Annotated in this window: 27 protein-coding genes; 10 read left to right on the forward strand and 17 right to left on the reverse strand. The window is 59.3% G+C overall.

What is annotated here, in order from left to right; genetic code table 11:
* Nucleotides 1–9: 9 nt before the first annotated feature.
* Nucleotides 10–705, reverse strand: a complete 696-nt coding sequence (locus AAFH99_RS01880) for a YggS family pyridoxal phosphate-dependent enzyme (protein WP_406828500.1) — start codon at nt 703–705, stop codon at nt 10–12.
* Nucleotides 706–819: 114 nt separating this feature from the next.
* Between AAFH99_RS01880 and AAFH99_RS01885 the strand changes: the two genes are divergently transcribed.
* The 3 genes from AAFH99_RS01885 (at nt 820) to AAFH99_RS01895 (ending at nt 3778) form a co-directional block, all read left to right on the forward strand.
* Nucleotides 820–1854, forward strand: a complete 1035-nt coding sequence (locus tag AAFH99_RS01885) for a type IV pilus twitching motility protein PilT (RefSeq protein ID WP_043319757.1) — start codon at nt 820–822, stop codon at nt 1852–1854.
* 133 nt (nt 1855–1987) lie between these two features.
* On the forward strand, nt 1988–3136 hold the full coding sequence (locus tag AAFH99_RS01890) for a PilT/PilU family type 4a pilus ATPase (RefSeq protein WP_043319758.1): 1149 nt from the start codon (nt 1988–1990) through the stop codon (nt 3134–3136).
* A 24-nt stretch (nt 3137–3160) separates the two neighbouring features.
* Nucleotides 3161–3778 (forward strand): LysE family translocator, encoded by a 618-nt coding sequence (locus AAFH99_RS01895; RefSeq protein ID WP_043319759.1) that lies wholly within the window; start codon nt 3161–3163, stop codon nt 3776–3778.
* A 26-nt stretch (nt 3779–3804) separates the two neighbouring features.
* Here the strand turns inward: AAFH99_RS01895 and AAFH99_RS01900 are convergent, their stop codons facing one another.
* A complete protein-coding gene (locus AAFH99_RS01900) occupies nt 3805–4587 on the reverse strand; it encodes a LytR/AlgR family response regulator transcription factor (RefSeq protein WP_406828501.1) in 783 nt (260 codons plus the stop codon).
* Entirely contained in the window at nt 4584–5861 is a 1278-nt protein-coding gene (locus AAFH99_RS01905) for a sensor histidine kinase (protein ID WP_051687241.1), read from the reverse strand. Before AAFH99_RS01905 ends, AAFH99_RS01900 begins: the two co-directional genes overlap by 4 nt.
* Before the next feature lie 111 nt (nt 5862–5972).
* Between AAFH99_RS01905 and argH the strand changes: the two genes are divergently transcribed.
* Complete coding sequence (gene argH, locus AAFH99_RS01910; protein WP_043319760.1) at nt 5973–7394, forward strand: argininosuccinate lyase; 1422 nt, start codon at nt 5973–5975, stop codon at nt 7392–7394.
* Nucleotides 7395–7451: 57 nt separating this feature from the next.
* Here argH and cyaY read toward each other — a convergent pair whose 3' ends face one another.
* Nucleotides 7452–7784, reverse strand: a complete 333-nt coding sequence (gene cyaY, locus AAFH99_RS01915) for an iron donor protein CyaY (protein ID WP_043319761.1) — start codon at nt 7782–7784, stop codon at nt 7452–7454.
* A 113-nt stretch (nt 7785–7897) separates the two neighbouring features.
* Between cyaY and AAFH99_RS01920 the strand changes: the two genes are divergently transcribed.
* The 4 genes from AAFH99_RS01920 to AAFH99_RS01935 all read left to right on the forward strand — a co-directional run bounded on the left by AAFH99_RS01920 (nt 7898) and on the right by AAFH99_RS01935 (nt 11170).
* Nucleotides 7898–8152, forward strand: coding sequence for a lipoprotein (locus tag AAFH99_RS01920; protein WP_406828502.1), 255 nt, complete (start codon nt 7898–7900; stop codon nt 8150–8152).
* Entirely contained in the window at nt 8149–9402 is a 1254-nt protein-coding gene (lysA, locus tag AAFH99_RS01925; protein ID WP_043319763.1) for a diaminopimelate decarboxylase, read from the forward strand. The genes AAFH99_RS01920 and lysA overlap by 4 nt, the downstream gene beginning before the upstream one ends.
* 116 nt (nt 9403–9518) lie before the next feature.
* A complete protein-coding gene (gene dapF, locus AAFH99_RS01930) occupies nt 9519–10349 on the forward strand; it encodes a diaminopimelate epimerase (RefSeq protein WP_406828503.1) in 831 nt (276 codons plus the stop codon).
* A gap of 59 nt (nt 10350–10408) precedes the next feature.
* Complete coding sequence (locus AAFH99_RS01935; protein ID WP_081848107.1) at nt 10409–11170, forward strand: DUF484 family protein; 762 nt, start codon at nt 10409–10411, stop codon at nt 11168–11170.
* A 214-nt stretch (nt 11171–11384) separates the two neighbouring features.
* Here the strand turns inward: AAFH99_RS01935 and AAFH99_RS01940 are convergent, their stop codons facing one another.
* The 5 genes from AAFH99_RS01940 to AAFH99_RS01960 all read right to left on the reverse strand — a co-directional run bounded on the left by AAFH99_RS01940 (nt 11385) and on the right by AAFH99_RS01960 (nt 14950).
* A complete protein-coding gene (locus AAFH99_RS01940) occupies nt 11385–11597 on the reverse strand; it encodes a hypothetical protein (RefSeq protein WP_043319766.1) in 213 nt (70 codons plus the stop codon).
* A gap of 426 nt (nt 11598–12023) precedes the next feature.
* A complete protein-coding gene (locus AAFH99_RS01945; protein WP_043319767.1) occupies nt 12024–12362 on the reverse strand; it encodes a P-II family nitrogen regulator in 339 nt (112 codons plus the stop codon).
* A 113-nt stretch (nt 12363–12475) separates the two neighbouring features.
* Entirely contained in the window at nt 12476–13735 is a 1260-nt protein-coding gene (locus tag AAFH99_RS01950) for an ammonium transporter (protein WP_043319768.1), read from the reverse strand.
* 91 nt (nt 13736–13826) lie between these two features.
* Nucleotides 13827–14165 carry a P-II family nitrogen regulator gene (locus AAFH99_RS01955; RefSeq protein ID WP_406828504.1) on the reverse strand — a complete coding sequence of 113 codons (339 nt, stop codon included), beginning with the start codon at nt 14163–14165 and terminating at the stop codon, nt 13827–13829.
* A 56-nt stretch (nt 14166–14221) separates the two neighbouring features.
* The gene (locus AAFH99_RS01960; protein WP_043319770.1) at nt 14222–14950 is read right to left on the reverse strand and encodes a TorF family putative porin; all 729 of its coding nucleotides are present in this window, start codon (nt 14948–14950) and stop codon (nt 14222–14224) included.
* A gap of 441 nt (nt 14951–15391) precedes the next feature.
* Between AAFH99_RS01960 and AAFH99_RS01965 the strand changes: the two genes are divergently transcribed.
* Nucleotides 15392–15613 (forward strand): accessory factor UbiK family protein, encoded by a 222-nt coding sequence (locus AAFH99_RS01965; protein WP_043320513.1) that lies wholly within the window; start codon nt 15392–15394, stop codon nt 15611–15613.
* A 66-nt stretch (nt 15614–15679) separates the two neighbouring features.
* Nucleotides 15680–17170, forward strand: a complete 1491-nt coding sequence (locus tag AAFH99_RS01970) for a YifB family Mg chelatase-like AAA ATPase (protein WP_406828505.1) — start codon at nt 15680–15682, stop codon at nt 17168–17170.
* Here AAFH99_RS01970 and AAFH99_RS01975 read toward each other — a convergent pair.
* The 8 genes from AAFH99_RS01975 to AAFH99_RS02010 form a co-directional block, all read right to left on the reverse strand.
* On the reverse strand, nt 17157–17717 hold the full coding sequence (locus tag AAFH99_RS01975; RefSeq protein ID WP_406828506.1) for a GNAT family N-acetyltransferase: 561 nt from the start codon (nt 17715–17717) through the stop codon (nt 17157–17159). The two genes, AAFH99_RS01970 and AAFH99_RS01975, sit on opposite strands and share 14 nt — an antisense overlap.
* Complete coding sequence (locus tag AAFH99_RS01980; protein WP_406828507.1) at nt 17714–18175, reverse strand: YaiI/YqxD family protein; 462 nt, start codon at nt 18173–18175, stop codon at nt 17714–17716. The genes AAFH99_RS01975 and AAFH99_RS01980 overlap by 4 nt, the downstream gene beginning before the upstream one ends.
* Nucleotides 18175–18396: a DUF3565 domain-containing protein gene (locus AAFH99_RS01985; RefSeq protein ID WP_406828508.1), complete on the reverse strand. Its 222-nt coding sequence runs from the start codon at nt 18394–18396 to the stop codon at nt 18175–18177. Before AAFH99_RS01985 ends, AAFH99_RS01980 begins: the two co-directional genes overlap by 1 nt.
* A gap of 100 nt (nt 18397–18496) precedes the next feature.
* The gene (locus AAFH99_RS01990; RefSeq protein WP_406828509.1) at nt 18497–19882 is read right to left on the reverse strand and encodes a hypothetical protein; all 1386 of its coding nucleotides are present in this window, start codon (nt 19880–19882) and stop codon (nt 18497–18499) included.
* A gap of 117 nt (nt 19883–19999) precedes the next feature.
* On the reverse strand, nt 20000–20980 hold the full coding sequence (locus AAFH99_RS01995) for an NADPH:quinone oxidoreductase family protein (protein ID WP_406828510.1): 981 nt from the start codon (nt 20978–20980) through the stop codon (nt 20000–20002).
* 16 nt (nt 20981–20996) lie between these two features.
* Nucleotides 20997–22178 carry an acetyl-CoA C-acyltransferase gene (locus AAFH99_RS02000; protein WP_406828511.1) on the reverse strand — a complete coding sequence of 394 codons (1182 nt, stop codon included), beginning with the start codon at nt 22176–22178 and terminating at the stop codon, nt 20997–20999.
* Nucleotides 22179–22189: 11 nt separating this feature from the next.
* Nucleotides 22190–22648, reverse strand: a complete 459-nt coding sequence (locus AAFH99_RS02005; RefSeq protein ID WP_406828512.1) for a MaoC family dehydratase — start codon at nt 22646–22648, stop codon at nt 22190–22192.
* Nucleotides 22649–22723: 75 nt separating this feature from the next.
* Nucleotides 22724–23938 (reverse strand): acyl-CoA dehydrogenase family protein, encoded by a 1215-nt coding sequence (locus AAFH99_RS02010; RefSeq protein ID WP_406828513.1) that lies wholly within the window; start codon nt 23936–23938, stop codon nt 22724–22726.
* Nucleotides 23939–24240 lie beyond the last annotated feature (302 nt).

Below are 24240 nucleotides of genomic sequence, written 5' to 3' on the forward strand. Positions count from 1 at the left end.
TCCTCTGAATTATTTCCGTGCCCCAAAAATATCGGTGCCAATACGGACAATGGTGGCACCACTGAAGATCGCCGCCTCCATATCCCCGGACATGCCCATGGACAGGGTGTCCAGCGGCTGCTCCGGCAGCTGCGCCCTGAGATCGTCCAACAGACCGGCCAGCTGTATAAAAGGCGTGCGCTGGTCATCCGCCGCACCGCGGGGGGCGGGGATCGCCATCAAACCGCGCAGTTGCAGATTGGGCTGCGCCGCCACCGCGGCCGCCAGTTCCGGCAACTTTTCCGGGCTGACCCCGGACTTGCTGTCCTCACCGTCAATATTCACCTGCAGGCACACATTCAGCGGCGGCAGATGTGCCGGGCGCTGCTCAGATAATCGCCGTGCGATTTTTAACCGCTCCAGGGAGTGCAGCCAGTGAAAGTGCTCCGCCACATCGCGGGTTTTGTTGGATTGCAGCGGGCCAATGAAGTGCCAGGTGATCTCGCAGTCTTCCAGCGCCTCCTGTTTCTCCAGCGCCTCCTGCAGGTAATTCTCGCCAAAGTGGCGCTGGCCGGCGTTGTAGGCCACTCGCAGGTCTTCCGCGGGGCGGGTTTTGGACACCGCCAGCAGAGTGACAGTATCGGCCTGCCGGTCACAACTACCGCAGGCTGTGACGATCCGCTCAGTGACGGAATTGAGGTTTTCGGGGATTGACCCTTTGCGCATATACTGGGACCCAACTTTTGCTCGGCGGGCATTCTATGCGCTCATTGCCCGCACGTCATATCGACGGTCATATCACAACGAGAGCAGCGTAAGAGAAGAATAAAGGGTAGCAGTATGGACATTACAGAACTCCTCGCCTTCAGCGCCAAACAGAACGCCTCCGACTTGCACCTCTCCGCGGGCCTGCCGCCGATGATCCGGGTGGACGGCGACGTGCGCCGTATCAACCTGCCGCCCATGGAGCACAAGCAGGTGCACGGTCTGATCTACGAGATCATGAACGACAAGCAGCGCAAGGATTACGAAGAGTTCCTGGAGACCGACTTCTCCTTCGAGGTGCCCGGTGTGGCCCGCTTCCGTGTGAACGCGTTCAACCACAACCGCGGTGCCGGTGCGGTATTCCGGACCATTCCCTCCAAGGTTCTCACCATGGAAGACCTGGGCATGGGCCAGGTGTTCAAGCAGATCTCCGACACCCCGCGCGGCCTGGTGCTGGTGACGGGCCCTACAGGCTCCGGTAAGTCCACCTCACTCGCGGCCATGATCGACTACATCAACGACAATAAGTACGAGCACATCCTCACCGTAGAGGACCCCATCGAATTCGTGCACGAATCCAAAAAGTGTCTGGTGAACCAGCGGGAAGTACACCGCGACACTCACGGCTTCTCTGAAGCCCTGCGCTCGGCACTGCGTGAAGACCCGGACATCATCCTCGTGGGTGAGATGCGGGACCTCGAGACCATCCGCCTGGCGCTCACCGCCGCGGAAACCGGCCACCTGGTATTCGGCACCCTGCACACCACCTCCGCGGCCAAAACCATCGACCGTGTTGTGGACGTGTTCCCCGCGGAAGAAAAAGCTATGGTGCGTTCCATGCTGTCGGAGTCCCTGCAGGCGGTAATCTCCCAGACCCTGCTCAAACGCAACGGCGGCGGCCGTGTCGCCGCCCACGAAATCATGCGCGGCACCCCGGCGATTCGTAACCTGATTCGCGAAGATAAAATCGCGCAGATGTACTCCGCCATCCAGACCGGTGCCAACGTGGGCATGCAGACCATGGACCAGTGCCTGCAGGACCTGGTCGAGAAGCGCATCATCAGCCGCGAAGTCGCGCGCGAAAAAGCGAAAATGCCGGAGAATTTCTAAACCTCCGCAAGCTGGATCCCGGCTCAAGGCCGGGATGACAAAGCCTGGTCATCCCGGACTCGATCCGGGATCCTGTGCTACGAAGTAAACACATACGATTCGAAGAAAACGACTACCCCAGGCGGTAATAAAAATGGAAATCGAACGACTCCTACAACTGGTCACCGAAAAAGGCGCGTCTGACCTGTTCATCACCGCCGGTGTACCCGCGTCCATCAAACTGCACGGCAAAATCGTCCCGGTGACCTCCACTCCCCTGACCCCGGAAAAAGCCCGGGAAATGGTCGTGGGTATCATGAACGACCGCCAGAAAAAAGAATTCGCAGAGAGCAAAGAACTCAACTTCGCCATCTCCCTGCGCAACGTCGGCCGCTTCCGGGTATCCGCCTTCTTCCAGCGCAACCTGGTGGGTATGGTGCTGCGTCGTATCGAAACCAAGATCCCCACCATCGACGGCCTCGGCCTGCCGGAGCAGCTCAAAGAGCTGGCCATGACCAAGCGCGGCCTGATCATCTTTGTGGGTGCGACCGGTACCGGTAAATCCACCTCACTGGCGTCCATGATCGGCCACCGCAACGAGAACTCGAAGGGACACATCATCTCCATCGAGGACCCCATCGAATTTATCCACCAGCACCGCGGCTGCATCGTTACCCAACGCGAAGTGGGCCTGGATACCGACTCGTTCGAGACCGCCCTGAAAAACACCCTGCGTCAGGCGCCGGACGTAATCCTGATTGGTGAGGTGCGCTCGCGGGAAACCATGGACCACGCTATCGCCTTCGCCGAAACCGGCCACCTGTGCCTTTGCACCCTGCACGCCAACAACGCCAACCAGGCGCTGGACCGGATCATCCACTTCTTCCCGGCCGACCGTCACCAGCAGCTGTGGATGGACCTGTCGCTGAACCTGCAGGCCATGGTCGCCCAGCAGCTGGTACCCACCCCGGACGGCGACGGCCGCCGCGCCTGTCTCGAGATCATGATCAACACCCCGCTGATGTCGGACCTGATCCGCAAGGGCGAGGTGCACAAAATGAAAGAGTTGATGAAGCGCTCCACCGAGCAGGGCATGCAGACCTTCGACCAGGCCCTGTACGAGCTCTACGACCGCGGCGAAATCACCTACGAAGACGCCCTCGCCCACGCGGACTCCGCCAACGACCTGCGCCTGATGATCAAGCTCAAATCCGAATCCGACGCCGAGTACCTCAACAGCGCCGCCGACGGACTGAGCCTCGCCAGCGACACCGATACTGGCAGCGGCCCGCAGATCTATTGATCGTTCCCCCGAAGAGGTACCGCTTTGACACTACTGAGTGCCCTCGCCCTGTTCAGCGCCATGGTCGTGCTGGCTGCCATTCCCGGCCCCGGGATTTTTGCGGTGATGGCGCGCTCGGCCAGTGGTGGCATGCCGCATGGTGTGGCTACGTCGATTGGCATCGTTTTCGGTGATTATATTTTTATCGCCCTGTGCCTTTCGGGCCTCGCCTATGTCGCGGATATGATGGGGAGTGTATTTACCACTATCCAGTATCTCGGCGCGGCCTACCTGATCTGGCTGGGGATCAGCCTGTTGCGGGCGCAGTCTACGAAGACCAAGGTCGCACCCACGTCGACAAATTCACTGACCTCCAGTGTGTTGATCGGACTGACCATCACCCTCGGGAATCCCAAAGCGATTCTTTTCTACCTCAGTTTCTTCCCCGCGTTTCTGCCACTGGCGGAAATCACGCTTACTGACATGGTGATCATTTTTGCCATCACGACAGTCAGTGTGGTTGGTGTGATGCTGATATACGCGTGGATTACGGTGCACGCACACTCTCGCGTACAGCAGCGCGGCGCAGGAGAAGCGCTCAATAAGGTGGGCGGGGCGTTACTGGTGGGTAGTGGCCTGTGGATGGTTTTGCGCAGCCTGTAAACCGATAGCGATGGCCTCCATTTATATCAGGCCAATTCTTCCAGCAAGGCTTTCACCTGCCCAAGCAGACGACGGGATACCGGAGGCGTCTGCTCGGTACCACCGAGCGTGACCACCGTCCCCGATGCCTGCTTGCGCAGGCCGGTAATATACTCCACTGCAACAATCGCGCCGCGATGTACACGCACAAAGCGCTCGCCGAATTCTGCTTCCAGTTCCTTGAGGGATTCATCCAGCACCGTTTCGCCACCAGAGTGATGGGCGATGACGTATTTGTCTTCGGCGATAAAGCAGCGGATATCTTCCACCTCAATCAATTGCACACCGCGGCGGCTCACCGCTTTTATCTGGCGACGGCCGCCGCTGGCAGGTGATGATTTCGGTTCGGCTTGCAGCAGTTGTGGTTTGCTCAGTCTTCGCGCCTGGGCAATCGCCTGTGCCAGTTGTTCCACATTGACGGGCTTGAGCAGGTAACCCGATGGAGCAACCGCAAAGGCAGGGAGCGCAAACTCATCGTGGGCGGTGCAGAATATGATCGCAGGCGGGTTGGGTCGGTTGGTGATTTGGGTGGCGAGTTGGAGCCCGTTTTCTCCGGGCATTTCGATATCCAGTAACAACAGGTCCGGGTCGAGTGAATCCAGCTGTTGTAACGCGCTTTCCCCATCGGCAGCTTCTCCCAGCAGTTGGCAACCATGAATAGTTTGCAACTGTCGGGCCAATCTGGCCCGCGCCAGCGGCTCGTCATCGACGATCAGAACACCCAGCGGACGTTCAGCGGTACTCTCAAGGGAACCATCGAGAGTACTCATCCAACCACCTCCACTGAACGCACTGCGACTGGCTCAGTTGTTCTGGCTTCTGCACGGGCGTTTAACGGTAGCCGTATTTCTACGACATATTTTTCTTCACGCTTTTCCGCAATAAAGTGGAAGCGCTCACCGTAAAACGCACTGAGACGCTGGCGAATATTTTCCATCGCCATTCCATTTCCCGAATGAACATGGTCCACATGGACATTACGGTTGTTTTCCGTCCCAGTTTTTCCGTCAGACTCTGCAATAGGATTATGAATCGACAATAGCAGTTCGCGGGACTCTCTGCCAATGACATTTTGACGACGACCGAATTTACTCGGGACAATATTTTCACGGATGGAAACTTCAATGGTGCCACCGCGACGCAAACGCGCGACACCGTGCAGCACCGCATTTTCCAGTAGTGGCTGCAATAGCATTGAAGGCAACTCCGCAGGCCCGGAAAAATCATCCACCTGCCAGGATTGCTGCAGGCGATCACCGAGTCGCAGGGACTCAATTTCCAGGTAATGTTTCGCCAGCGAAATTTCCTGCTCCAGCGGTACCATTTTGGAGTCTGCCAGGGATGCGCGAAACAATACGCAGAGATCTTCCACCAGTTTTTCCGCGCGCTCCGGATCCACCGCGATCAGGCTGGCGAGGCTGTTCATACTGTTGAACAGAAAGTGCGGGCGGATACGGGATTGCAGGGCTTCGATACGGGCGCCGAGCTCCGCCTGCTGCTGGTTGTGCAACTGCTGCTGCACATAGGCGTAACGCAGTACCACTCCCGCACAGATTGCGCCGACCAGGAAGTTGGCCAATAGCGACAGCCAGGCGATCGGCATACCGGTCATATCCGCGGCCCACCAGTGCTGAGCTACAAGCACCCCAAGCAAGACCGCGAGCACCGTGGAATAGCTGAGCGCCGCCGCAACCTTGTGGGACAGGCGGGCGAGAATGGGACGCATACGGCACAGGATCGCGGCAGACGGCAGTACCGCCCACTGCACGGTGAGGGATACCAGTCCCAGACGCTGCCAGTTAAACGGCGCCAGTCCGTCGGTGGCAAGCACCAGCACCAGCGCCAGCAATTCACCCATCAACACTAGCGCAGCCACACCGGTCACGCTGCACAGGTCCGGGAGGAAGTGAGGAGAGTCGTGATGAGCATCCTCGATGAGGGAGTTCCCGGAGCCCAGACGCGCAGAATCTTTGCCATTGGGGGCAATTTCGCGAATTTGCTGCGCTATAATGCCCGCCGCTTGCGCGGGCCGGGAAGATGTCATACCACGTTATCTTTATTCTGGACCTGCCAACTAGGCAAAGAAGATACCGCCATCCCGGATCGACTTCCACATCACCATTCACAAACCCAGTCACATTCGACCAGAGGCAGCATGAGCAACGATAACTCCTCCGCAAATACCGCACAGAACCCCGCAGCCAAGCTGTGGGGCGGCCGCTTCAGTGAAGCCACCGATGCGTTCGTGGAGCGCTTTACTGCCTCGGTGATGTTTGACCAACGCATGGCACTGGAAGACATACAGGGCTCTCTGGCCCACGCGCAGATGCTGTCGGAAGTGGGTGTACTGACCGGGGACGAGTTCAAGCAGATCGAGGGTGGCCTCAAGGACATCGCCGAGGAGATCAAGGCCGGTGAATTCCCCTGGTCCGTAGCGCTGGAAGACGTGCATATGAACATCGAGGCGCGGCTGACCGACCGCATCGGTGCCACCGGCAAGAAGCTGCACACCGGCCGCTCCCGCAACGATCAGGTGGCCACCGATATCCGCCTGTGGCTGCGCAACCGCATCGACCAGATAGCCTCTGAGCTAACCCGCCTGCAGACCGGCCTGGTAGACCTGGCCGAGCGGGAAGCGGATACCATCATGCCGGGTTTCACCCACCTGCAATCCGCGCAGCCGGTCACCTTCGGCCATCACCTGCTGGCCTGGAACGAGATGCTGACCCGGGATTACGAACGCCTGATGGACTGCCGCAAGCGCGTTAATCGCTCGCCATTAGGTGCCGCCGCGCTGGCCGGCACCAGCTACCCGATCAATCGCGCGCGCACCGCCGAGCTGCTGGGCTTTGACGCCCCCACCGAGAACTCCCTGGATTCCGTCAGCGACCGCGACTTCGCCATCGAATTCTGCGCCTTCAGCGCCCTGCTGCTGACGCACCTGAGCCGCGCCAGTGAAGAACTGGTGCTGTGGACCTCCAGCCAGTTCGACTTTATCGACCTGCCCGATCGCTTCTGCACCGGCTCCTCCATCATGCCGCAGAAGAAAAACCCGGACGTGCCGGAACTGGTCCGCGGCAAGACCGGCCGCGTGAATGGCCACCTGATTGCCCTGCTGACCCTGATGAAGAGCCAGCCGCTGGCCTACAACAAGGACAACCAGGAAGACAAAGAACCGCTGTTCGACGCCGCCGATACCGTACTGGACTGCCTGCGCGCCTTCGCGGATATGGCGCCGGCGCTGAAGCCGAAGAAAGAAAATATGCTCGCTGCCGCCGGCAAGGGCTTCTCCACCGCCACCGACCTGGCGGATTACCTGGTGCGCAAAGGCGTGGCCTTCCGCGATGCCCACGAGATTGTTGGCCAGTCCGTGGCATTTGCCATTGAAAAGGACTGCGATCTGGCGGATCTCAGTCTGGAAGAATTGCAGAAGTTTTCCGATGTGATCGGGGAGGATGTATTCGACGTGCTGACCCTGGAAGGCTCCGTCGCCGCCCGGGATCATATTGGCGGCACTGCGCCGACCCAGGTGCGGGCTGCCTGCGAGCGTGCCCGCAAGCTGATTGCTTCGCGCTAAGTTTTCGTGGATTAGGCCGGGCAACGCCCGGCTCAACTCCGGGATGACAATTAAGACTTATAGGCCGAGAGAAACGGCCGCTCCCTGCTGCTCGCTCAACACCCGATCCAACAGGGTCGGCAGGTCTTCACCGGTGGTTGTACATTTCCAGCCAGGCATCTCGAATTTCAGGTGATAACCACCAGAACGCGCAGCGACCCATAACTCTTGCACCGCACTCTGGCGGGACAGGATTACCTGGGTGCCATTATCTTCAAGCGTGATGGTCAACACCGAGTCCGATCGCTCGTAATCCATATCCACATCGCAGTTGTCGAGGGCATCCTCGACGGCAATCAGGGTTTCTTCGATAGCGGCATTGTATGCGGGCTGGGAATCGGCCTGGGTCATGGGTCGTTACTACTGTTACTGTGTTGTTGGGAAGCTCGGGTCGCTATACTAGCAGGCTTTTCCGGTCTTCTCGTCCCGCTTGAATGCGGCAGATATAGCCAAGGCAGTCCCCGATGCGCACACCCATGATCTCACAGGTCACTCTTATGGCCGCCCTCTCCGCCGCCTTGATGTTAGTCGCCTGTGGCCAGAAGGGCCCTCTCTACCTGCCTCAGGATCCCGCATCACCCTCAACGAGTTCAAGCACCAGCGGCAGCCACAGCCACGGCCAACCCGGGGCGGTGCAGACACCACAAAGCAGTCAGGACGAAACGGAATCCGAACAGCAAACCGAGCAACACACGGAAGCAGAAGCAGTAACCAAATGAGCGAATTCTCCTACCAGCAGGGAAGCCTGTGGGCCGAGGGCGTAAGCCTGGAACAGATTGCCGAGCAGTTCGGCACCCCCACTTACGTCTACAGCCGCGCCCACTACGAGCGCCAGTACCAGGCCTATGCCGACGCCCTGGGCGATCATCCTGGCCTGATCTGCTACGCCATCAAGGCCAACAGCAACCTCGGCATCCTGTCGGTGCTGGCACAGCTGGGTGCCGGTTTCGATATCGTCTCCGCCGGTGAGCTGGAACGGGTACTGATGGCCGGCGGTGATCCCAGCAAAGTCGTATTTTCCGGCGTGGGCAAGACCGCCGATGAAATGCGCCGCGCGCTGTCTGTCGGCGTGCATTGTTTCAATGTGGAATCCGAAGGCGAGCTCGACCGGCTGGAAGCAGTGGCCGCCGAGATGGGCGTCACCGCACCGGTATCCCTGCGGGTGAACCCGGATGTGGACGCCATGACCCACCCGTATATTTCCACAGGCCTGAAAGAGAACAAGTTCGGCATCGCCATCGAGCGTGCCCGCGCGGTGTACGCACGCATTGCCGCTTCCGAGAGCCTCAATGCGGTGGGTGTGGACTGCCATATCGGCTCCCAGCTCACCGAGATCTCCCCTTTCCTCGACGCCCTCGACCGCCTGCTGGCGCTGATCGACGAGCTGGCCGAAGATGGCACCAAACTCAAGCACCTGGACCTGGGCGGCGGTCTCGGTGTGCGCTACCGCGGTGAAGAACCGCCGGAAGTGAGCGACTACCTCGGCGCGGTGAAGGAAAAACTTGCCGGCCGCGATCTGGCCCTAGTGCTGGAACCGGGCCGCTCCATCGCCGCCAACGGCGGCGCCCTGCTGACCCGGGTGGAATACCTGAAGCGCACCGACGAGCACAACTTTGCCATCGTCGACGCCGCCATGAACGACAACCTGCGCCCGGCGCTATACCAGGCGTGGCAGGATATCGTTGCGGTCACCCCGTCCAATGGCGACACTGAGAGCTGGGATATTGTCGGCCCGGTGTGCGAGACCGGCGATTTCCTCGGCAAACACCGCCCGCTGGCACTGGAGCAGGGTCAGCTACTGGCCATGTTATCCGCTGGCGCCTACGGGTTTACCATGAGCTCCAACTACAACTCCCGCACCCGCGCCGCGGAAGTACTGGTGGACGGGGACAAGACCTACCTGGTGCGCGCGCGGGAGACCCTGGCGGACCTGGTGCGCGGCGAGACTACGGTACCGGCCAGGGACTGACAGAAAAGGATTGAGCTCGTTTGGTGGATGCGCTTTGCGGATCCACCCTGCGGGATGGCTTGGAATTAGGTGTAGGGTGGATAAGCGCAAGCGCATCCACCAACAAGAGAAACAGAATGCGGCTTAAATTCACCAAAATGCACGGCCTCGGCAACGACTTTGTCATGGTCGACGGCATCACCCAGCGGGTGAAGCTGTCACCGGAGAAGGTTCGCCAGATCGCCGACCGCCACACCGGCATCGGGTGCGATCAGCTGTTGCTGGTGGAAGCCCCGCGTAATCCGGACGTCGACTTCCGTTACCGCATCTACAACGCGGACGGCAGCGAAGTGGAGAACTGCGGTAACGGCGCCCGCTGTTTTGCGCGCTTTGTGCGCGACCGCCGCCTGACCAGCAAGGAGCAGATCCTGGTGGAAACCGCTGCCGGTATTCTTGAGCTGAAAGTGGGCGAGAAAGACCAGGTGAGCGTGGATATGGGTGAGCCGATTCTGGAGCCCGCCAAAGTACCCTTTCAGGCGGACATTCAGGCCGAAAGCTACCCGCTGGAAGTCGACGGCGAGATGTACAACGTCGGCGCCGTGTCCATGGGCAACCCCCACGCGGTACTGCTGGTGGAAGATGTCACCAAGGCGCCGGTGGAAACCCTTGGCGCCGCCATCGAGTGCCACCCGCGCTTTCCCGCCAGGGTGAACGTGGGCTTCCTGCAGATCGAGGATCGCGGCAAAGCGCGCCTTCGGGTATTTGAACGGGGCGTGGGTGAGACCCGTGCCTGCGGCACCGGTGCCTGTGCCGCCATGGTCTCTGCGCGCCTGCGCGGCCTGGTGGACGAGGAGCTGCAGATCACCCTCCCCGGTGGCACCCTGACGATCCACTGGCCGGGACCCGGCGAGCCGGTTACCATGACCGGGCCCACTGCGGCGGTATATCACGGACAGATCGTGCTCTGAGGCTCTGCTTAGCAACAGCCGACCGAGCGCACCCAGATAACCAGATAACGACCCGGACCATGACCGATCACAGCGATGCCCCCCTGCTCGATAGCGAAGTCGAGGCCAACCTGGACCGCCAGGAAGCCGCCGACAGCGAAAACCAGCGCAACAAGAAGCTGCTTTCGCGACAGGTGGCCCGCTACCTGATCCAGAACCCCACCTTCTTTGCCGAGAACATGGAGCTGCTGGAAACCATCCAGCTTCCCAGGGAATCCGGTAAGACCGTGTCGCTGATGACCCACCAGACCAACCTGCTGCGCGAGCGCAACATAGAGATGCGCCAGCGCCTCGACCAGCTGCTGCAGGCCGCACGGGAAAATGATCAGCTGTTTACCCACAGCCGCCAGCTGGTGTTGGCACTGCTGGAAGCGCGCACCGTTGCTGAAGCCGGCAACGCACTGTTAAAAAGCTTTAAAGAAGATTTTCAGGTCGAGACTACCGCCCTCACCCTGTTCGGCCCCCTGCCCGGTTCCAGCAGCAAGCTCGGTGCCGTACGCAGCAGTTCACGCACCAGCGCGGAAAGCGCCATAGGTTCCATTCTGCGCAACGGTCGCACCGTGTGCGGCACCCTGCGTCCTTCAGAGACCGCTTATCTGTTCGGCGACGGGGCGGACAAGGTGGCCTCTGCGGCGGTGGTCCCGCTGGCGGACCAGCTGGGTATCCTGGCGGTCGGCTCCAGTGACCCCAATCATTACCGCTCCAGCCTCGGCACCATGTTCCTGTCGTATATCGGAGAAGTACTCGAACGACTGCTACCGGATCTGCTGGCACGCAGCTGATCTCCATTGATCATTGCCGCTCGGTTTTTTTGAAGATGCCCGGGTATCGGGCGTGGCGGGGGCGGAGGGGAACTGGACCCCGGCATTTGCCGGGGTGACGCATTCGATCTACGGGTGGCTTTCCTGGTGGAACACTACCGTTCGATTCCCTCGTCCTGCCGGCGGTGCCGGCACCCAGTGTTTTCCTTCGTTCAGCGCGCCTAGTCGCTCAAGACTAGATAGGCCGGCTACCGTACTTCGGCTGCGGCTTGCGCGGAGGGTCTGCAGTTACATCCGGTGCCACCTCATCGATGGCGCCGCCTCTGGCGAGGAAAGCCTCGACTTCGGCACTCAGTTGGCTGCGGGCCCGCTGGCGGGAGGAAAGCGTGCGCTCTTCTGCAAAATCCTCGGTGTCTTTCACTCGAGCACTGGACTGGTCGTCTTTCATGTCATTTACCCTGTAACTTGATACCCCTTGTTACAGAGGGAATACCCCTGCTGCCGCAGCAAGTCTCTAACGAACATCCTGTTCCACCGGCGGTCCATTCACTTTTCACAGTCGCTAAAACATCAGCCACCGAGAAAACGGCAAATAAAATCCGCCGGGCAGAAGATTTCCTGCGGCGAAATATTTATAGGCAGTGTCCAACCAGGCTGCCAGAAAAGGTTCCCATTTCCGGTAGAGTTTTTTTGTGCGGTTTTTACCCGATTTATTGCTGTTGGTTATGCTTTTTTGGGCGCCACACTTTTGACGTCACACTCGAGATAGAGAGGCTTTTCGCGCCTTGAAACCTGAGTCCACCGAGCGATTTATTCCGGGCACAAAAAAGCCCCGCAGAGCGGGGCTTAGAAAACACTGTGTCCGATTCTTTGATCAGACCGCTTCGCTGCCGGTTTCCCCGGTACGAATACGGATAACTTCTTCGAGCGCAGTGATAAAGATTTTACCGTCACCGATTTTACCGGTCTGTGCCGCTTTGGTAATGGCTTCAACGGCGCTGTCGACCATGCTGTCGTCCACCGCCAGCTCCAGTTTTACCTTGGGCAGAAAATCCACCACGTATTCGGCGCCACGGTACAGTTCGGTGTGACCCTTCTGACGGCCGAAGCCCTTCACCTCGGTCACGGTCATGCCCTGCACGCCGACTTCGGACAGTGCGGTGCGCACGTCGTCCAGTTTGAATGGCTTAACCACAGCCGTAATCAATTTCATTCGCTTATCCCCTGATTATGGTTCTTGCGGATACCGGCCCGAAAACCGGTACCGGAAGATTATTTTACCGCCAGCGGGGAGTGGTCCCGACACTGGCGGCTACCTATGAGCGCTTATTTGCTCATAAATTCCGGATAAGCTTCCATTCCGCACTCGGCCAAGTCAACACCTTGCTGCTCTTCTTCTTCGGTAACACGGATACCGGTGATGAGCTTCAGGGCATACCAGACCGCGAAGGAGGCGGCGAATACCCACACGAAGATGGTGGCTGCGCCGATCAGCTGACCGCTGAAAGAGGAGCCGTCGTTGGTCACCGGTACCAGCAGCAGACCCAGCAGACCAACCACACCGTGCACGGAGATGGCGCCAACAGGATCGTCGATCTTCAGCTTGTCCAGAGTGAGGATGGAGAAGACCACCAGGATGCCACCCAGGGCGCCGAACAGGGTTGCCTGCAGGGCAGTCGGGGTAGAAGGCTCAGCGGTGATCGCTACCAGGCCAGCCAGTGCGCCGTTCAGCAGCATGGTCAGGTCGGCTTTGCCGAACAGGATACGGCCGGTAATCAGAGCGGCGACAGCACCACCCGCGGCAGCGGCGTTGGTGTTCAGGAATACCATGGCAACAGAGTGCGCGTTGGCTGCATCGCCCAGTTTCAGCACGGAACCGCCGTTGAAGCCGAACCAGCCCATCCACAGGATGAAGGTACCCAGCGTCGCCAGCGGCAGATTGGCACCGGGGATGGCGTAGATTTCGCCGTTCGGGCCGTATTTGCCTTTACGTGCGCCCAGCAGCAGAACGCCAGCCAGAGCGGCAGCAGCACCCGCCATGTGCACGATGCCGGAACCGGCAAAGTCGGAGAAGCCCAGGTCGCCCAGGTTGTACAGGCCGAATACTTCCGCACCGCCCCAAGTCCAGGAACCTTCCATCGGGTAGATGAAGCCAGTCATCACAACGGCAAACACCAGGAAGCTCCACAGGCGCATACGCTCGGCAACGGCACCGGAAACGATGGACATTGCGGTGGCGACAAACACAACCTGGAAGAAGAAGTCGGAAGCACCGGAGTAAACGGAGTCACCTTCGAAACCGTTTTCTGCGGATGCAGTGAGAACACCCTCGAGGTCGAAGGCTTCGATGCCGCTCAGCAACCAGCCGCCGTCGTACATGATGGCGTAGCCGCAGACCAGATACATGGTGCACGCGATCGCAAACAGCGCTACGTTTTTGGTAAGAATTTCTGTGGTGTTTTTTGAACGCACCAGGCCAGCTTCCAGCATGGCAAAGCCTGCCGCCATCCACATAACCAGTGCACCACACACGAGGAAATAAAATGTATCAATTGCGTACTGCAACTGAAAAATTTGATTTTCCATTTTTCGCTCCGTTTAACCCAAACTATCCCGAGTCGCCCCGGCAGTTATTGTCTATTGATCAAAGAATCGTTCTGGCAATCTGTTCTATTAATTAGATCGCTTCCGCGCCGGTCTCACCGGTGCGAATACGGATTGCCTGCTCAAGGTTTGCAACAAAAATCTTGCCGTCGCCGATCTTGCCGCTTTGCGCTGCAGTGCCGATGGCTTCCAGCACGGCGTCGATCTGGCTGTCTTCAACGGCGATCTGCAACATGGTTTTGGGCAGAAAATCCACCACATACTCCGCTCCGCGATAGAGCTCGGTATGCCCTTTCTGCCGCCCAAAACCTTTGACTTCGCTCACGGTAATACCGCTGACGCCGGCTTCTGCCAGCGCATCGCGCACTGCGTCGAGCTTGAATGGTTTGATGACTGCGGTTACCAGTTTCATGGTCTCCCCCCTAAATATGAGAGCCCACACAAAGGTGGGCTCAATGCGTTTTGCTGTTACCAGCTGTAAGAAGCACCAGCCAGTACGGTTGGCTCACACCAGTCGGTGTAGAAACACTCCTTGTCGCTTACATCGGTTCCGACCAGAGAAGCACTCAGCGCGAGACCGCCAAACTCCTTGCCGACAGAGACGGAGTAGTCGATGTAGGAATCAGATCCATCCAGGAAAACTTCTTCGTCAAACAGGTTGAGGCCGGCGCTCAGGTCCAGAGAAATATCGTTGGCCAGGGCGAAGGAGTAGCCGGCACTCAGATAGTAAAAAGCACCGCTTTGCAGCCAGTAGTCGTCAGAGTAGGCAAAGCCTACGGAGGCATCGCCGAAGCTCAGGCTGCCGTAAACTTCCTGGTAGTCTTCATCCCAGTCACTGCCGTGGTAGGCGTAATAGATGTAGCCAACGTCATAGCCAACGCCACCAGCAGTTTCTCCGGCGTAACCGCCGTAGAAATCCTGCTCAAATTTGGTTTCATCAGCGCCGTAGGCAAAGTCAACCTGAGAAGCCCAGGTACCCAGGTACACACCGTTGCCCAGGTCGAGGTCCACACCGCCCTGAATGGCCGGACCAGTGTCGGTTTGGGAAATACCGCGGAAGCGATAGTCACTTACCACGCCAACGTTTGCACTGAAACTGGGGCCAGAATCTTCCGCAGTAGCCGCACTGGAAATAGCCATCGCCAGCACGCTACCGGAAACGATCGCTGCAACTTTTTTATTGAAATTAAAATCCACTTTTTGGTTCTCCTAGATCTCTGTGTGAAGTACTCGTCTTGGTTTTTTTTATTTATTGCGGCTTCGACTTCGCCGGGGATACGGCACTCGCCGCACTCGCCCAGGCACTTCACTGAAGACCTATCCCCTGCCTGCATTGCCAGGGCGATTTGCACAGGGGTACTTGCAGAGATGGTGCCAACTTTGAAAAGGCGTCGGGAATTCAACGACTTAGGCGGGTTTCGAAGGGGAATTCACGGGCTTGCCAAGACTGTCACCGGCGCCCCTGCCCGATTACAGTGCGCACCAATTTGGAACCTGCACCGCAAGCGGGCACTTTTGTGGTGAGGCCCACCTAGGTGCGAACCAATACAGCGCACACTGTTCACGCCTTGGTGGTCAAACCCGGCTGCGGTACTATTTACCGCTATTGAAATGGGTTTTCGTAGTGGAGAATTGCGCTTGGCAGCGGAAAAATTGCAACAGTTACTCGATGAACTGCAACAACAAGGGGCAGTTATCACCTCAGATCTGCGGGATGCCCTGGAAGTGGCGCTGGGCAAATTGCCCCTGGTAAGCCAGCGGGAATTCGACACCCAAGCGGCCAAGCTCGCCCGGGCAGAAGAGAAGCTCGCGCTGCTGGAAGCGCAAGTGCGCGAACTGGAAGTCAGGCTCGGCGACTGACCGCTAGCGCGCGACAACGCGTGAAAAACAACACATCACGGAAGACTATTTTTCAGGGAAGAAAAAGTGAGCCTATCCATTACCTTTGCCCGCGCCCAACTTGGCGTGGAAGCGCCACTGGTAACCGTTGAAACCCACCTGGCCAACGGTTTGCCCGCGTTCAATATCGTCGGCCTGCCGGAAGCCGCAGTGCGCGAGAGCCGCGACCGGGTGCGCAGCGCCATCGTCAACAGCCACTTCGAATTTCCGCAGCGGCGAATCACCGTCAATCTGGCCCCGGCAGACTTACCCAAGGCCGGCGGACGCTACGATCTCGCCATAGCCCTCGGTGTGCTGGCCGCCTCCGGCCAGATCCCGGGGGAAACCCTCGAGCAGTTTGAATTTATTGGTGAACTGGCGCTTTCGGGCAGCCTGCGCCCCATTCCCGGCGCCCTGCCCGCGGCCATCGCCTGTGGCGACAGCGGACGCACCCTGGTGATCGCGTCCGAGTCCGCCGCCGAGGCGGCGCTGATCAAGGCGCCAGTAAAAGCCGCGTCCAGCCTGTTGCAGGTGTGCGCCCAGCTACACGGGCGCGAACCGCTGCCCGACGCCCTGGTGGACGATACCCAGGATGAAGTGCTCTGTGCCGATCTGGCGGACGTGCGCGGCCAGCTCAAGGCGCGGCGGGCGCTGGAGGTCGCCGCCGCAGGTAGCCACAATCTGCTTTTTTACGGTCCACCGGGAACAGGAAAGACCATGCTCGCCAGCCGCCTACCGGGCATACTGCCGCCATTGACGGAGCGTGAGCTGATTGAAGTTGCAGCCCTCTATTCCAGCGCCGGGCTTAGCCGCATTCGCCAGCGCCCATTTCGCGCGCCCCACCACTCCGCCTCCCCCACCGCTCTGGTGGGCGGCGGCAGCAACCCTCGCCCGGGGGAGATCAGCCTGGCGCACCGCGGCGTGCTGTTTCTCGATGAAATGCCAGAATTTCCCCGCTCTGCTTTGGAAATTTTGCGGGAACCGCTGGAGAACGGCGAGGTACGCATTTCCCGTGCACGCGCCCAGGTCACCTTCCCTGCGGACTTCCAACTAGTGGCCGCGATGAACCCCTGCCCCTGTGGATATCTCGGAGAGCCCCGCTGCCGCTGTACGCCGGACCAGATCGACCGCTACCGCAACAAGCTATCCGGCCCGTTGCTGGACCGTATCGATATGCAGGTGGAAGTCGCGAGCATGAGTGCGGCGCAGTTACAGGAATCACCGGCCGGAGAGAAATCAGACGTGGTACGCGAACGGGTGCACAGCGCGCGGCAAATACAGCTGCAGCGGCAGGGGAAAATCAACGGCGAACTGCAGGGGAGCGAGCTGGATGAGCACTGCCGGTTGGGTAAAGCGGAAAGTTCGCTGCTGCGCGCGTCAGTGGAAAAACTCGGCCTGTCTGCGCGCAGCTATCACCGCGTATTGAAAGTCGCGCGCACTCTTGCAGATCTGAACGAGCAGAAAGAAATTGGCACTAGCCAAATCGCCGAAGCACTGGCCTATCGCAACCTGGACCGGAAAACTACTATGCCTGCCTAGCAATCCGGTAGTCTTGGGCGCTTAACCGATACAGTACATGCTCCTGCATTGGGTGCCCCTGCGGCAGTCCGGGGTGTAGAAAATTGTCACCCTGAACCATCCCAAGTTTTTCCATTACCGCACGCGAACGAAAATTTCCGGGGACGGTAAAGGAAACTATTTCGTCCAACCCCAATTGCTCAAATCCCACCTGCAGGCTCGCCTTGGCCGCCTCGCTGGCATAGCCTTTTCCCCAAGCAGAGCGAGCCAATCGCCAACCGATTTCTATCGCCGGAGCAAACGGCATATCGTCGGTGACATGTTTGATCCCAACAAAGCCGATAAACTGACTGTCGGCAAGCGTTTCAACCGCCCAGAACCCCCAGCCATTTTGTTGAAAATGCACCATTTGCCGGTCGACCCCCGCATCACTTTCCTCGCGGCTCAACGGTGCCGGGAAGTATTCCATAACGGCAGGGTCGGCATTCATTGCCGCGAAGGGTTCGCGGTCTTCGTCGCGCCACTGGCGCAACTGCAGGCGTTCCGTTGTCGGCTCAATTAGCTTCACCGACCGGCTCTCCTGGCTTGAACCAACCACCGATCCAGCTGATCCGCAAACGCCTTGCGCTCCTGCTGCCCCAGCGGTGGTGGCCCGCCGGTGTGCACACCGCTGGAGCGCAGGGTTTCCATAAAGTCGCGCATATTCAGGCGCGCGCGGATATTGGCTTTGGAATACTTTTCACCGCGGGGATTGAGTGCGGTGGCGCCCTTGTCGATCACCTCTGACGCAAGTGGAATATCCGCGGTGATGATCAAGTCCCCCTCGCTACAACGCTGCACGATTTCATTGTCGGCCACATCGAAGCCGGAGGTGACCTGTACCGCGCGAATAAATCTGGACGGGGGTACCCGCACAGGCTGATTCGCGACCAGCGTCAGTTCGGTCTCGGTGCGCTCGGCGGCGCGAAACAGGATTTCCTTGATAACGGTGGGGCAGGCGTCGGCATCCACCCAGATTTTTGGCATTAATCATTCTCTCGCGGTTGGTTATCGGCCGGGGCACCCTGCTCGCATTTCTTGCACTCAAGCTCAAAGCCGAGCATCTGCCGGCGCCCTTCAGCCGTGGTTACCCAGAGGCGATTCTGCCAGGGTGGCTGATGACGCACATGCTGATTGTGCCCGCAGGCGAGCTGGGCGACCCAGTGATTTTCTTGGTCGCGATGGTAGCCGATGATAGCTTGCTGCATGGGGTTTCGGACCGGCGGAAAAGTCAGGGGCAGTTATAGCCAATCGCGCGTGGGATGTATATGCGGGGCGGCAGGCCGCCGCCCCGGAAGGGGTAAAATGCTAGTTTTTGTCGGTCCCGACAACATCGCTGCCGGGCCGCCGCCAACTGGGCAGATTGCCGTTCACTGCAATCAGCAGGAAGAGTGCTACGGCAATTGCGGTCCACACGTCGAACATCGCGAGAATATAACCGATCACCATTGCGCAGACCATTTCTAGCGGTTTCTTCACCAGCGGTGCGGCCACCATAAAGCAGGCGAAGGCGGTCAGTGCCAGGGTCAGCATCAGCGCGATAGCCATCAGCGGCTTCACCAGGCTGATCATCGGCCAGCACATATAGATCAACGGCAGGCCAAATACGTAGTAGGAGGCAATACCGCTGCGCAAATCCACCACCTTGTGGCGACCACTCCGCCAGGCCTGCACCACCACGGCATGCACCCCGGTCCAGAGCACACCCTGAAAGGGGAACAGCGGTGCGAATACAGCGGACACGCCGTTGCGGGCCGCCACCGCGATCTGAGTGCGTTCAAAGTTCAGGTCGATGGGGTCGTCCGGCCGTTCGGACTGTGCGCTTTTGATCATCTCGGAGCCGGTGACAAAATCTCCGAAGACGATCACGTAAGCCACGAAGGCGAGCGGCAACAATTCCAGGTACATGGATAGCGGCGGCCAGCCGATGGACAGCGGCGATACTTTCGCCAGCGTCTCGATCACCGGCGGCAGCAGCCATCCCCAGCGGATATCAAAGTTGATCTCGCCCACCAGCGCGCCAACCACACCCGCGGCAATAAAGCCGGGCAACAAGCCGAGGCTGGAAATCGCATCGACCAGGCGGTTGCGCGCCCGCAGCCGCTGAATCGGCGCAGAGAAGGTAAACAGCAACGCGACCACCAGAGCGGTGACGGCGCTAATTGGCTGGCTGTCAAACAGCGCGGCATCTTTCACAAATACCCGGTCGAGGGCAGAGATGGCCGCGCCGAAAATAATACCCGCCTTTAACGCCGCCGGCAGCGCGCTCATGACCCGTCGCGATAACCCGGTCAAACTGAAGAATAACGCGATGGCGGCGAGCGACAACGACAGTGCCGTCATCACCTGGAAGCGCTCCGGCCCCTCCGGGTAACCGCTGACGATAAAGGTCAGCACCAGCGGGAAGGCAGGAGTCAGCATGCCGGGGGCGAAGGGCTCGCCGAACAGGATAAAGGAAGCACAGAGGATAGTGTTGGCCAGCATGATCAGGGCCAGCGCTTCCTCGAAGGTGAGGCCGAAATAGCCGATCATCACCGGCGCCATTATTAGGCTAGTGCCGCCGGCCACACCGAGGCCCTGCAGTATCTGCGAGGGCACCGCTTTCAGGTGCAGCAGCGGCAGGCGTAGGGAAAATGGCCCCCAGCGCCAGCCGTTGACCTTGCCAGACTCATTAGTGCCGTCGCGCTCGCTCATCGCCTTTACCTCTATCTTATTATGATTATCTGTCGGCCCTGCCGAGTTCAGGTTGTACCACAGCGGCCAGCCTAAGTCGCGGCCGGCCGCTGTGCCATTATGTGGCGCGTAAGGAAATCACTGGCCGAGGGTCAGCACCACCTTGCCCCGTGCGCGCCGCTCGGTAATCGCGGCAAATGCTTCCGCATACTGCTCGAACGGATAGATCTCCGTGGTCAGCGGATTCAGTGTCCCGTCGTCCACCATCTGCGACAGTTCGGCAAAATTCTTCAGATTGCCCTTGGGATCCCGCTGCGCCCAGGCGCCCCAGAAGATCCCCATAATATCCCCCGCTTTCAGCAGCGGCAGGTTGAGCGGCAACTTGGGAATATCCCCGGAGGCAAAACCGATCACCAGATAGCGACCGCCCCAGGCGATGGAGCGGTATGCCTGTTCAGTCAGTTCGCCGCCCACCGGATCGTAAATCACGTCCGCGCCTTTGCCGTCGGTCAGCTCCTTGAGGCGGTCCTTCAGGTTTTCGCTGGAATAATCGATCAGCTCGTCGGCACCCACCTCTTTGCAGAAGGCGAGCTTTTCCGCCGAGGAAGCGCAGGCGATTACCCGCGCGCCCATAGCCTTGCCCAGCTGGATTGCAGTAACGCCGACGCCGCCGGCGGCACCCAGCACCACCAGAGTTTCCCCCGCACGCAACCCGGCACGCTGCTTGAGCGCGTAGAGGGAAGTGGCGTAGGTGATACAGAAACCCGCGCCCTGGTCAAAGTTCAGTTTGTCCGACATGGGCACCAGCAGCTTCTGGTCCACATTCACCTGTTCGGCAAACGCGGACATGCCCGGCATCGCGATAACCCGGTCGCCCACCTTGAAGTTTTCCACCGCGCTGCCAACCGCATCCACCACTCCGGCGCACTCGCCGCCGGGAATGAAAGGCAGTGGCGGTTTGACCTGATACTTGCCGGCGATAACCAGTGCATCGGGAAAATTCAGGCCGGCGGCGCGGACCAGAACCCGCACTTCCGTGGGCTTAAGCTCCGGCACCTCGCGCTCCGCGATCACCAGGGATTCCGCCGGTCCGTATTCTTCGCATACCAGTGCACGCATAACCATCTCCAAAAATTTATACGACTTCGAACAGGCCGGCCGCGCCCATACCGCCGCCCACGCACATGGTAATCACCACATACTTGACGCCGCGACGCTTGCCCTCCAGCAGAGCGTGGCCAATCATGCGCGCGCCGCTCATACCGTAGGGGTGCCCGATGGAAATGGCACCGCCGTTGACATTGAAGCGGTCGTTGTCGATCCCCAGTTTGTCGCGGCAGTAAAGTACCTGCGAGGCAAAGGCTTCGTTCAGTTCCCACAGACCGATATCGTCGATGCTGAGGCCGGTGCGCTGCAGCAATTTCGGGATGGCATAAATCGGGCCAATGCCCATTTCATCGGGTTCGCACCCGGCCACGGCCATGCCGCGATAAATACCCAGCGGTTGCAGATTGCGTTTCTCCGCCAGCTGGCTGTCCATCAGGACCATGGCGGCGGCGCCGTCGGAAAGCTGGGAGGCATTACCCGCGGTAATCACGCCACCTTCGCGCACCGGTTTCAGATTCTGTAAATCTGCCAGTTTGGTTTGCGGGCGGTTGCCTTCATCTTTTTCCAGAGTGACCTCCTCATAGGAAATCGCTTTGGTTTCCTTGTCAAATACCGCCTTGGTGGCAGTAACCGGCACAATTTCATCGCGGAATAATCCGGCATCCTGGGCGGCAGCGGTGCGCATCTGCGACTGCAGCGCGTAGGCGTCCTGCGCTTCGCGGCTGATGCCGTAGCGGCTGGCTACCAGTTCCGCGGTGTCGATCATGGGGATGTACATTTGCGGGTGCATTTCCAGCAGGGCCGGGTCGGTGGCACGGAAGTTGTTCATATGCTCATTCTGCACCAGCGAGATCGACTCAAGACCACCGGCCACAGCGATGGGCACGCCGTCGTGTGCGATCTGTCTTGCCGCAGTGGCCACTGCCATCAAACCCGAAGAGCACTGGCGATCGATGGTCATGCCGGCAACACTGACCGGCAGACCCGCGCGCAGCGCAACCTGACGCGCCACGTTTAAACCGGTGGAACCCTGTTGCATGGCCACACCGAACACGCAGTCGTCCACCTCGCCGCCGTCGATACCCGCGCGCTGCACCGCGGCGCGCACCGCGTGTGCTGCCAGGCTCGGGCCTTCGAGATTATTGAAGGCGCCGCGATAGGCCTTGCCGATGGGCGTGCGCGCTGTGGAAACAATCACCGCTTCTTTCATTATCTTTCCCCTTATACGAATTGCAGGAACAACCACTCGGCGATCAATGCCGGTTTGCTCTCGTCCTCGATCTCAATAGTCACTTCGAGTTTCAACTGATACTGGCCGGGATTTTTTTCCAGAATATCCAGTACTTTTGCGCGCGCGCGGATATTGCTATTTACCTTCACCGGGTTGATAAAACGCACCTTGTCGAGCCCGTAATTCACCCCCATTTGAATGCCTTCGATACCCACCTGCAGCTGCTCGGCGAAATGCGACAGCAACGACAGGGTAAGAAAACCATGGGCAATGGTGGTGCCAAACGGCGTCGCCTTGGCGGCCTCCGGGTCCACGTGAATAAACTGGCGGTCCAGGGTGCACTCGGCGAATTCGTTAATCCGCTGCTGCTCTACCTTCAGCCAATCGGTGGGCTCGGTGGTGTGGCCAATAAATTCCTGAATCTGATTTTGCGGTATTAGCGTAGGCATTGTTTTCTCCGATTTATTTCTCTCGCCACTGCGACGGATAACAGTTGAAAGATGTTCGATTCAACAGCTAGAGCGCTACTCGTTTTCAGCGCCATAGCGCGCTGCCAGGTTGCGTCCAAGCTGTGACATATGCACCTGATCCGGACCGTCCGCCAGGCGGATGGTACGCGCGTAGCTGTAGTGATAAGCGAGGTTGAAATCCTGGCTCAAACCGGCGGCGCCGTGAATCTGCATGGCGCGGTCGAGCACCGTGCAGGCCATCTGCGGGGCGACGATCTTGATCATGGCGATCAGATCCTTGGCCGCTTTTTTGCCGTGTCGGTCCATTTGATCCGCCGCTTTCAGGGTCAGCAGTCGAGCCTGCTCCACTTCGCAGGCGGAGCGGGCGATATCCTCGCGCACCGAACCCTGTTTGCTCATGGGGCGACCAAAGACCACGCGCTGTTCGGCGCGCCTGCTCATCATTTCCAGCGCCTGCTGCGCCAGACCGATCAGGCGCATGCAGTGGTGGATACGGCCTGGGCCCAGGCGGCCCTGGGCGATCTCAAAGCCGCGGCCCTCACCGAGAATCAGATTGCTCGCGGGTACCCGCACATTGTCAAAAATAATTTCCGCGTGGCCTTCGGGCGCGTCGTCGTAACCGAACACCGTCATCGGGCGAATAATTTTCACTCCGGGCGTGTCGGTGGGCACCAGAATTTGCGACTGCTGCAAGTGGCGGTTGGGATTTCCCGGGTCCGTTTTACCCATCACGATCATTATTTTGCAGCGTCGGTTGAGCGCGCCGCTGATATAAAATTTGTGGCCGTTAATCACATAGTCGTCACCATCGCGCACGATAGACGTTTCAATATTGGTCGCGTCAGAGGAGCCTACTTTCGGCTCGGTCATAGCGAAGGCGGAGCGAATCTCGCCGGCCAGCAGCGGCTTCAGCCAGCGCTCCTGCTGCTCGGGGCTGCCGTACTGCGCCAGCACTTCCATATTGCCGGTATCCGGCGCGTTGCAGTTGAATACTTCGGAAGACCACAGCACCTTGCCCATTTCCTCGGCCAGCGGTGCATATTCCAGATTGCTGAGGCCAGCACCGAAACGGGCATCCGGCATAAACAGGTTCCACAGGCCCGCCTCCTTCGCCTTGGCTTTCAGTTCAGTGAGAATGGCCGGCTCGCCCCAGCGGTCCTGTTGCAGCTGCTCTTCGAACGTCGGTTGCGCCGGGTACACGTGTTCCTGCATAAAACCCCGGAGGCGATCGAGCAACGCCTGTCCCTTTTCGGAATATTCAAAATTCATTGTCTGCGCCCTTGAATGGATTCGAGTTATTGATTCGAGTTCGGTTCCAGTTCGATTCGTTTGCGGGGCGAACCCCGCGTTCGCCCATTCGGAGAAACGGTAGTGGTCTGTGCAGGCCCCTGGCGAGATGTAACGAGACCCGCCCTTGGCGCCCCCCGCAACATCCAGCCGGTACCTGTCTCCCCGGTTGGCAAACAAGGTATCGCCGCCAAGAGAATCATCAAAGTTTATTATGCGAATGCCCCTGCATTCACTTTGGTGATAGCGAAACCCGCCACTCCCCGCGCAACTGGAAGTGCCGA

It is taken from the genome of Microbulbifer sp. ARAS458-1 (genome assembly GCF_045348205.1).
Classification (GTDB): Bacteria; Pseudomonadota; Gammaproteobacteria; order Pseudomonadales; family Cellvibrionaceae; genus Microbulbifer.

What these genes read in the sequence shown, in the direction of transcription:
- AAFH99_RS01980 (WP_406828507.1), bottom strand. Translation starts at nt 18,175, where the DNA reads ATGCCAAAAATCTGGGTGGATGCCGACGCCTGCCCCACCGTTATCAAG.
- dapF (WP_406828503.1), top strand. Translation starts at nt 9,519, where the DNA reads ATGCGGCTTAAATTCACCAAAATGCACGGCCTCGGCAACGACTTTGTC.
- cyaY (WP_043319761.1), bottom strand. Translation starts at nt 7,784, where the DNA reads ATGACCCAGGCCGATTCCCAGCCCGCATACAATGCCGCTATCGAAGAA.
- AAFH99_RS01940 (WP_043319766.1), bottom strand. Translation starts at nt 11,597, where the DNA reads ATGAAAGACGACCAGTCCAGTGCTCGAGTGAAAGACACCGAGGATTTT.
- AAFH99_RS01945 (WP_043319767.1), bottom strand. Translation starts at nt 12,362, where the DNA reads ATGAAATTGATTACGGCTGTGGTTAAGCCATTCAAACTGGACGACGTG.
- argH (WP_043319760.1), top strand. Translation starts at nt 5,973, where the DNA reads ATGAGCAACGATAACTCCTCCGCAAATACCGCACAGAACCCCGCAGCC.
- AAFH99_RS01885 (WP_043319757.1), top strand. Translation starts at nt 820, where the DNA reads ATGGACATTACAGAACTCCTCGCCTTCAGCGCCAAACAGAACGCCTCC.
- AAFH99_RS01950 (WP_043319768.1), bottom strand. Translation starts at nt 13,735, where the DNA reads ATGGAAAATCAAATTTTTCAGTTGCAGTACGCAATTGATACATTTTAT.
- AAFH99_RS02005 (WP_406828512.1), bottom strand. Translation starts at nt 22,648, where the DNA reads ATGCCTACGCTAATACCGCAAAATCAGATTCAGGAATTTATTGGCCAC.
- AAFH99_RS01920 (WP_406828502.1), top strand. Translation starts at nt 7,898, where the DNA reads ATGCGCACACCCATGATCTCACAGGTCACTCTTATGGCCGCCCTCTCC.
- AAFH99_RS01935 (WP_081848107.1), top strand. Translation starts at nt 10,409, where the DNA reads ATGACCGATCACAGCGATGCCCCCCTGCTCGATAGCGAAGTCGAGGCC.
- AAFH99_RS01985 (WP_406828508.1), bottom strand. Translation starts at nt 18,396, where the DNA reads ATGCAGCAAGCTATCATCGGCTACCATCGCGACCAAGAAAATCACTGG.
- AAFH99_RS01990 (WP_406828509.1), bottom strand. Translation starts at nt 19,882, where the DNA reads ATGAGCGAGCGCGACGGCACTAATGAGTCTGGCAAGGTCAACGGCTGG.
- AAFH99_RS01880 (WP_406828500.1), bottom strand. Translation starts at nt 705, where the DNA reads ATGCGCAAAGGGTCAATCCCCGAAAACCTCAATTCCGTCACTGAGCGG.
- AAFH99_RS02010 (WP_406828513.1), bottom strand. Translation starts at nt 23,938, where the DNA reads ATGAATTTTGAATATTCCGAAAAGGGACAGGCGTTGCTCGATCGCCTC.
- AAFH99_RS02000 (WP_406828511.1), bottom strand. Translation starts at nt 22,178, where the DNA reads ATGAAAGAAGCGGTGATTGTTTCCACAGCGCGCACGCCCATCGGCAAG.
- AAFH99_RS01905 (WP_051687241.1), bottom strand. Translation starts at nt 5,861, where the DNA reads ATGACATCTTCCCGGCCCGCGCAAGCGGCGGGCATTATAGCGCAGCAA.
- AAFH99_RS01890 (WP_043319758.1), top strand. Translation starts at nt 1,988, where the DNA reads ATGGAAATCGAACGACTCCTACAACTGGTCACCGAAAAAGGCGCGTCT.
- AAFH99_RS01900 (WP_406828501.1), bottom strand. Translation starts at nt 4,587, where the DNA reads ATGAGTACTCTCGATGGTTCCCTTGAGAGTACCGCTGAACGTCCGCTG.
- AAFH99_RS01955 (WP_406828504.1), bottom strand. Translation starts at nt 14,165, where the DNA reads ATGAAACTGGTAACCGCAGTCATCAAACCATTCAAGCTCGACGCAGTG.
- lysA (WP_043319763.1), top strand. Translation starts at nt 8,149, where the DNA reads ATGAGCGAATTCTCCTACCAGCAGGGAAGCCTGTGGGCCGAGGGCGTA.
- AAFH99_RS01995 (WP_406828510.1), bottom strand. Translation starts at nt 20,980, where the DNA reads ATGCGTGCACTGGTATGCGAAGAATACGGACCGGCGGAATCCCTGGTG.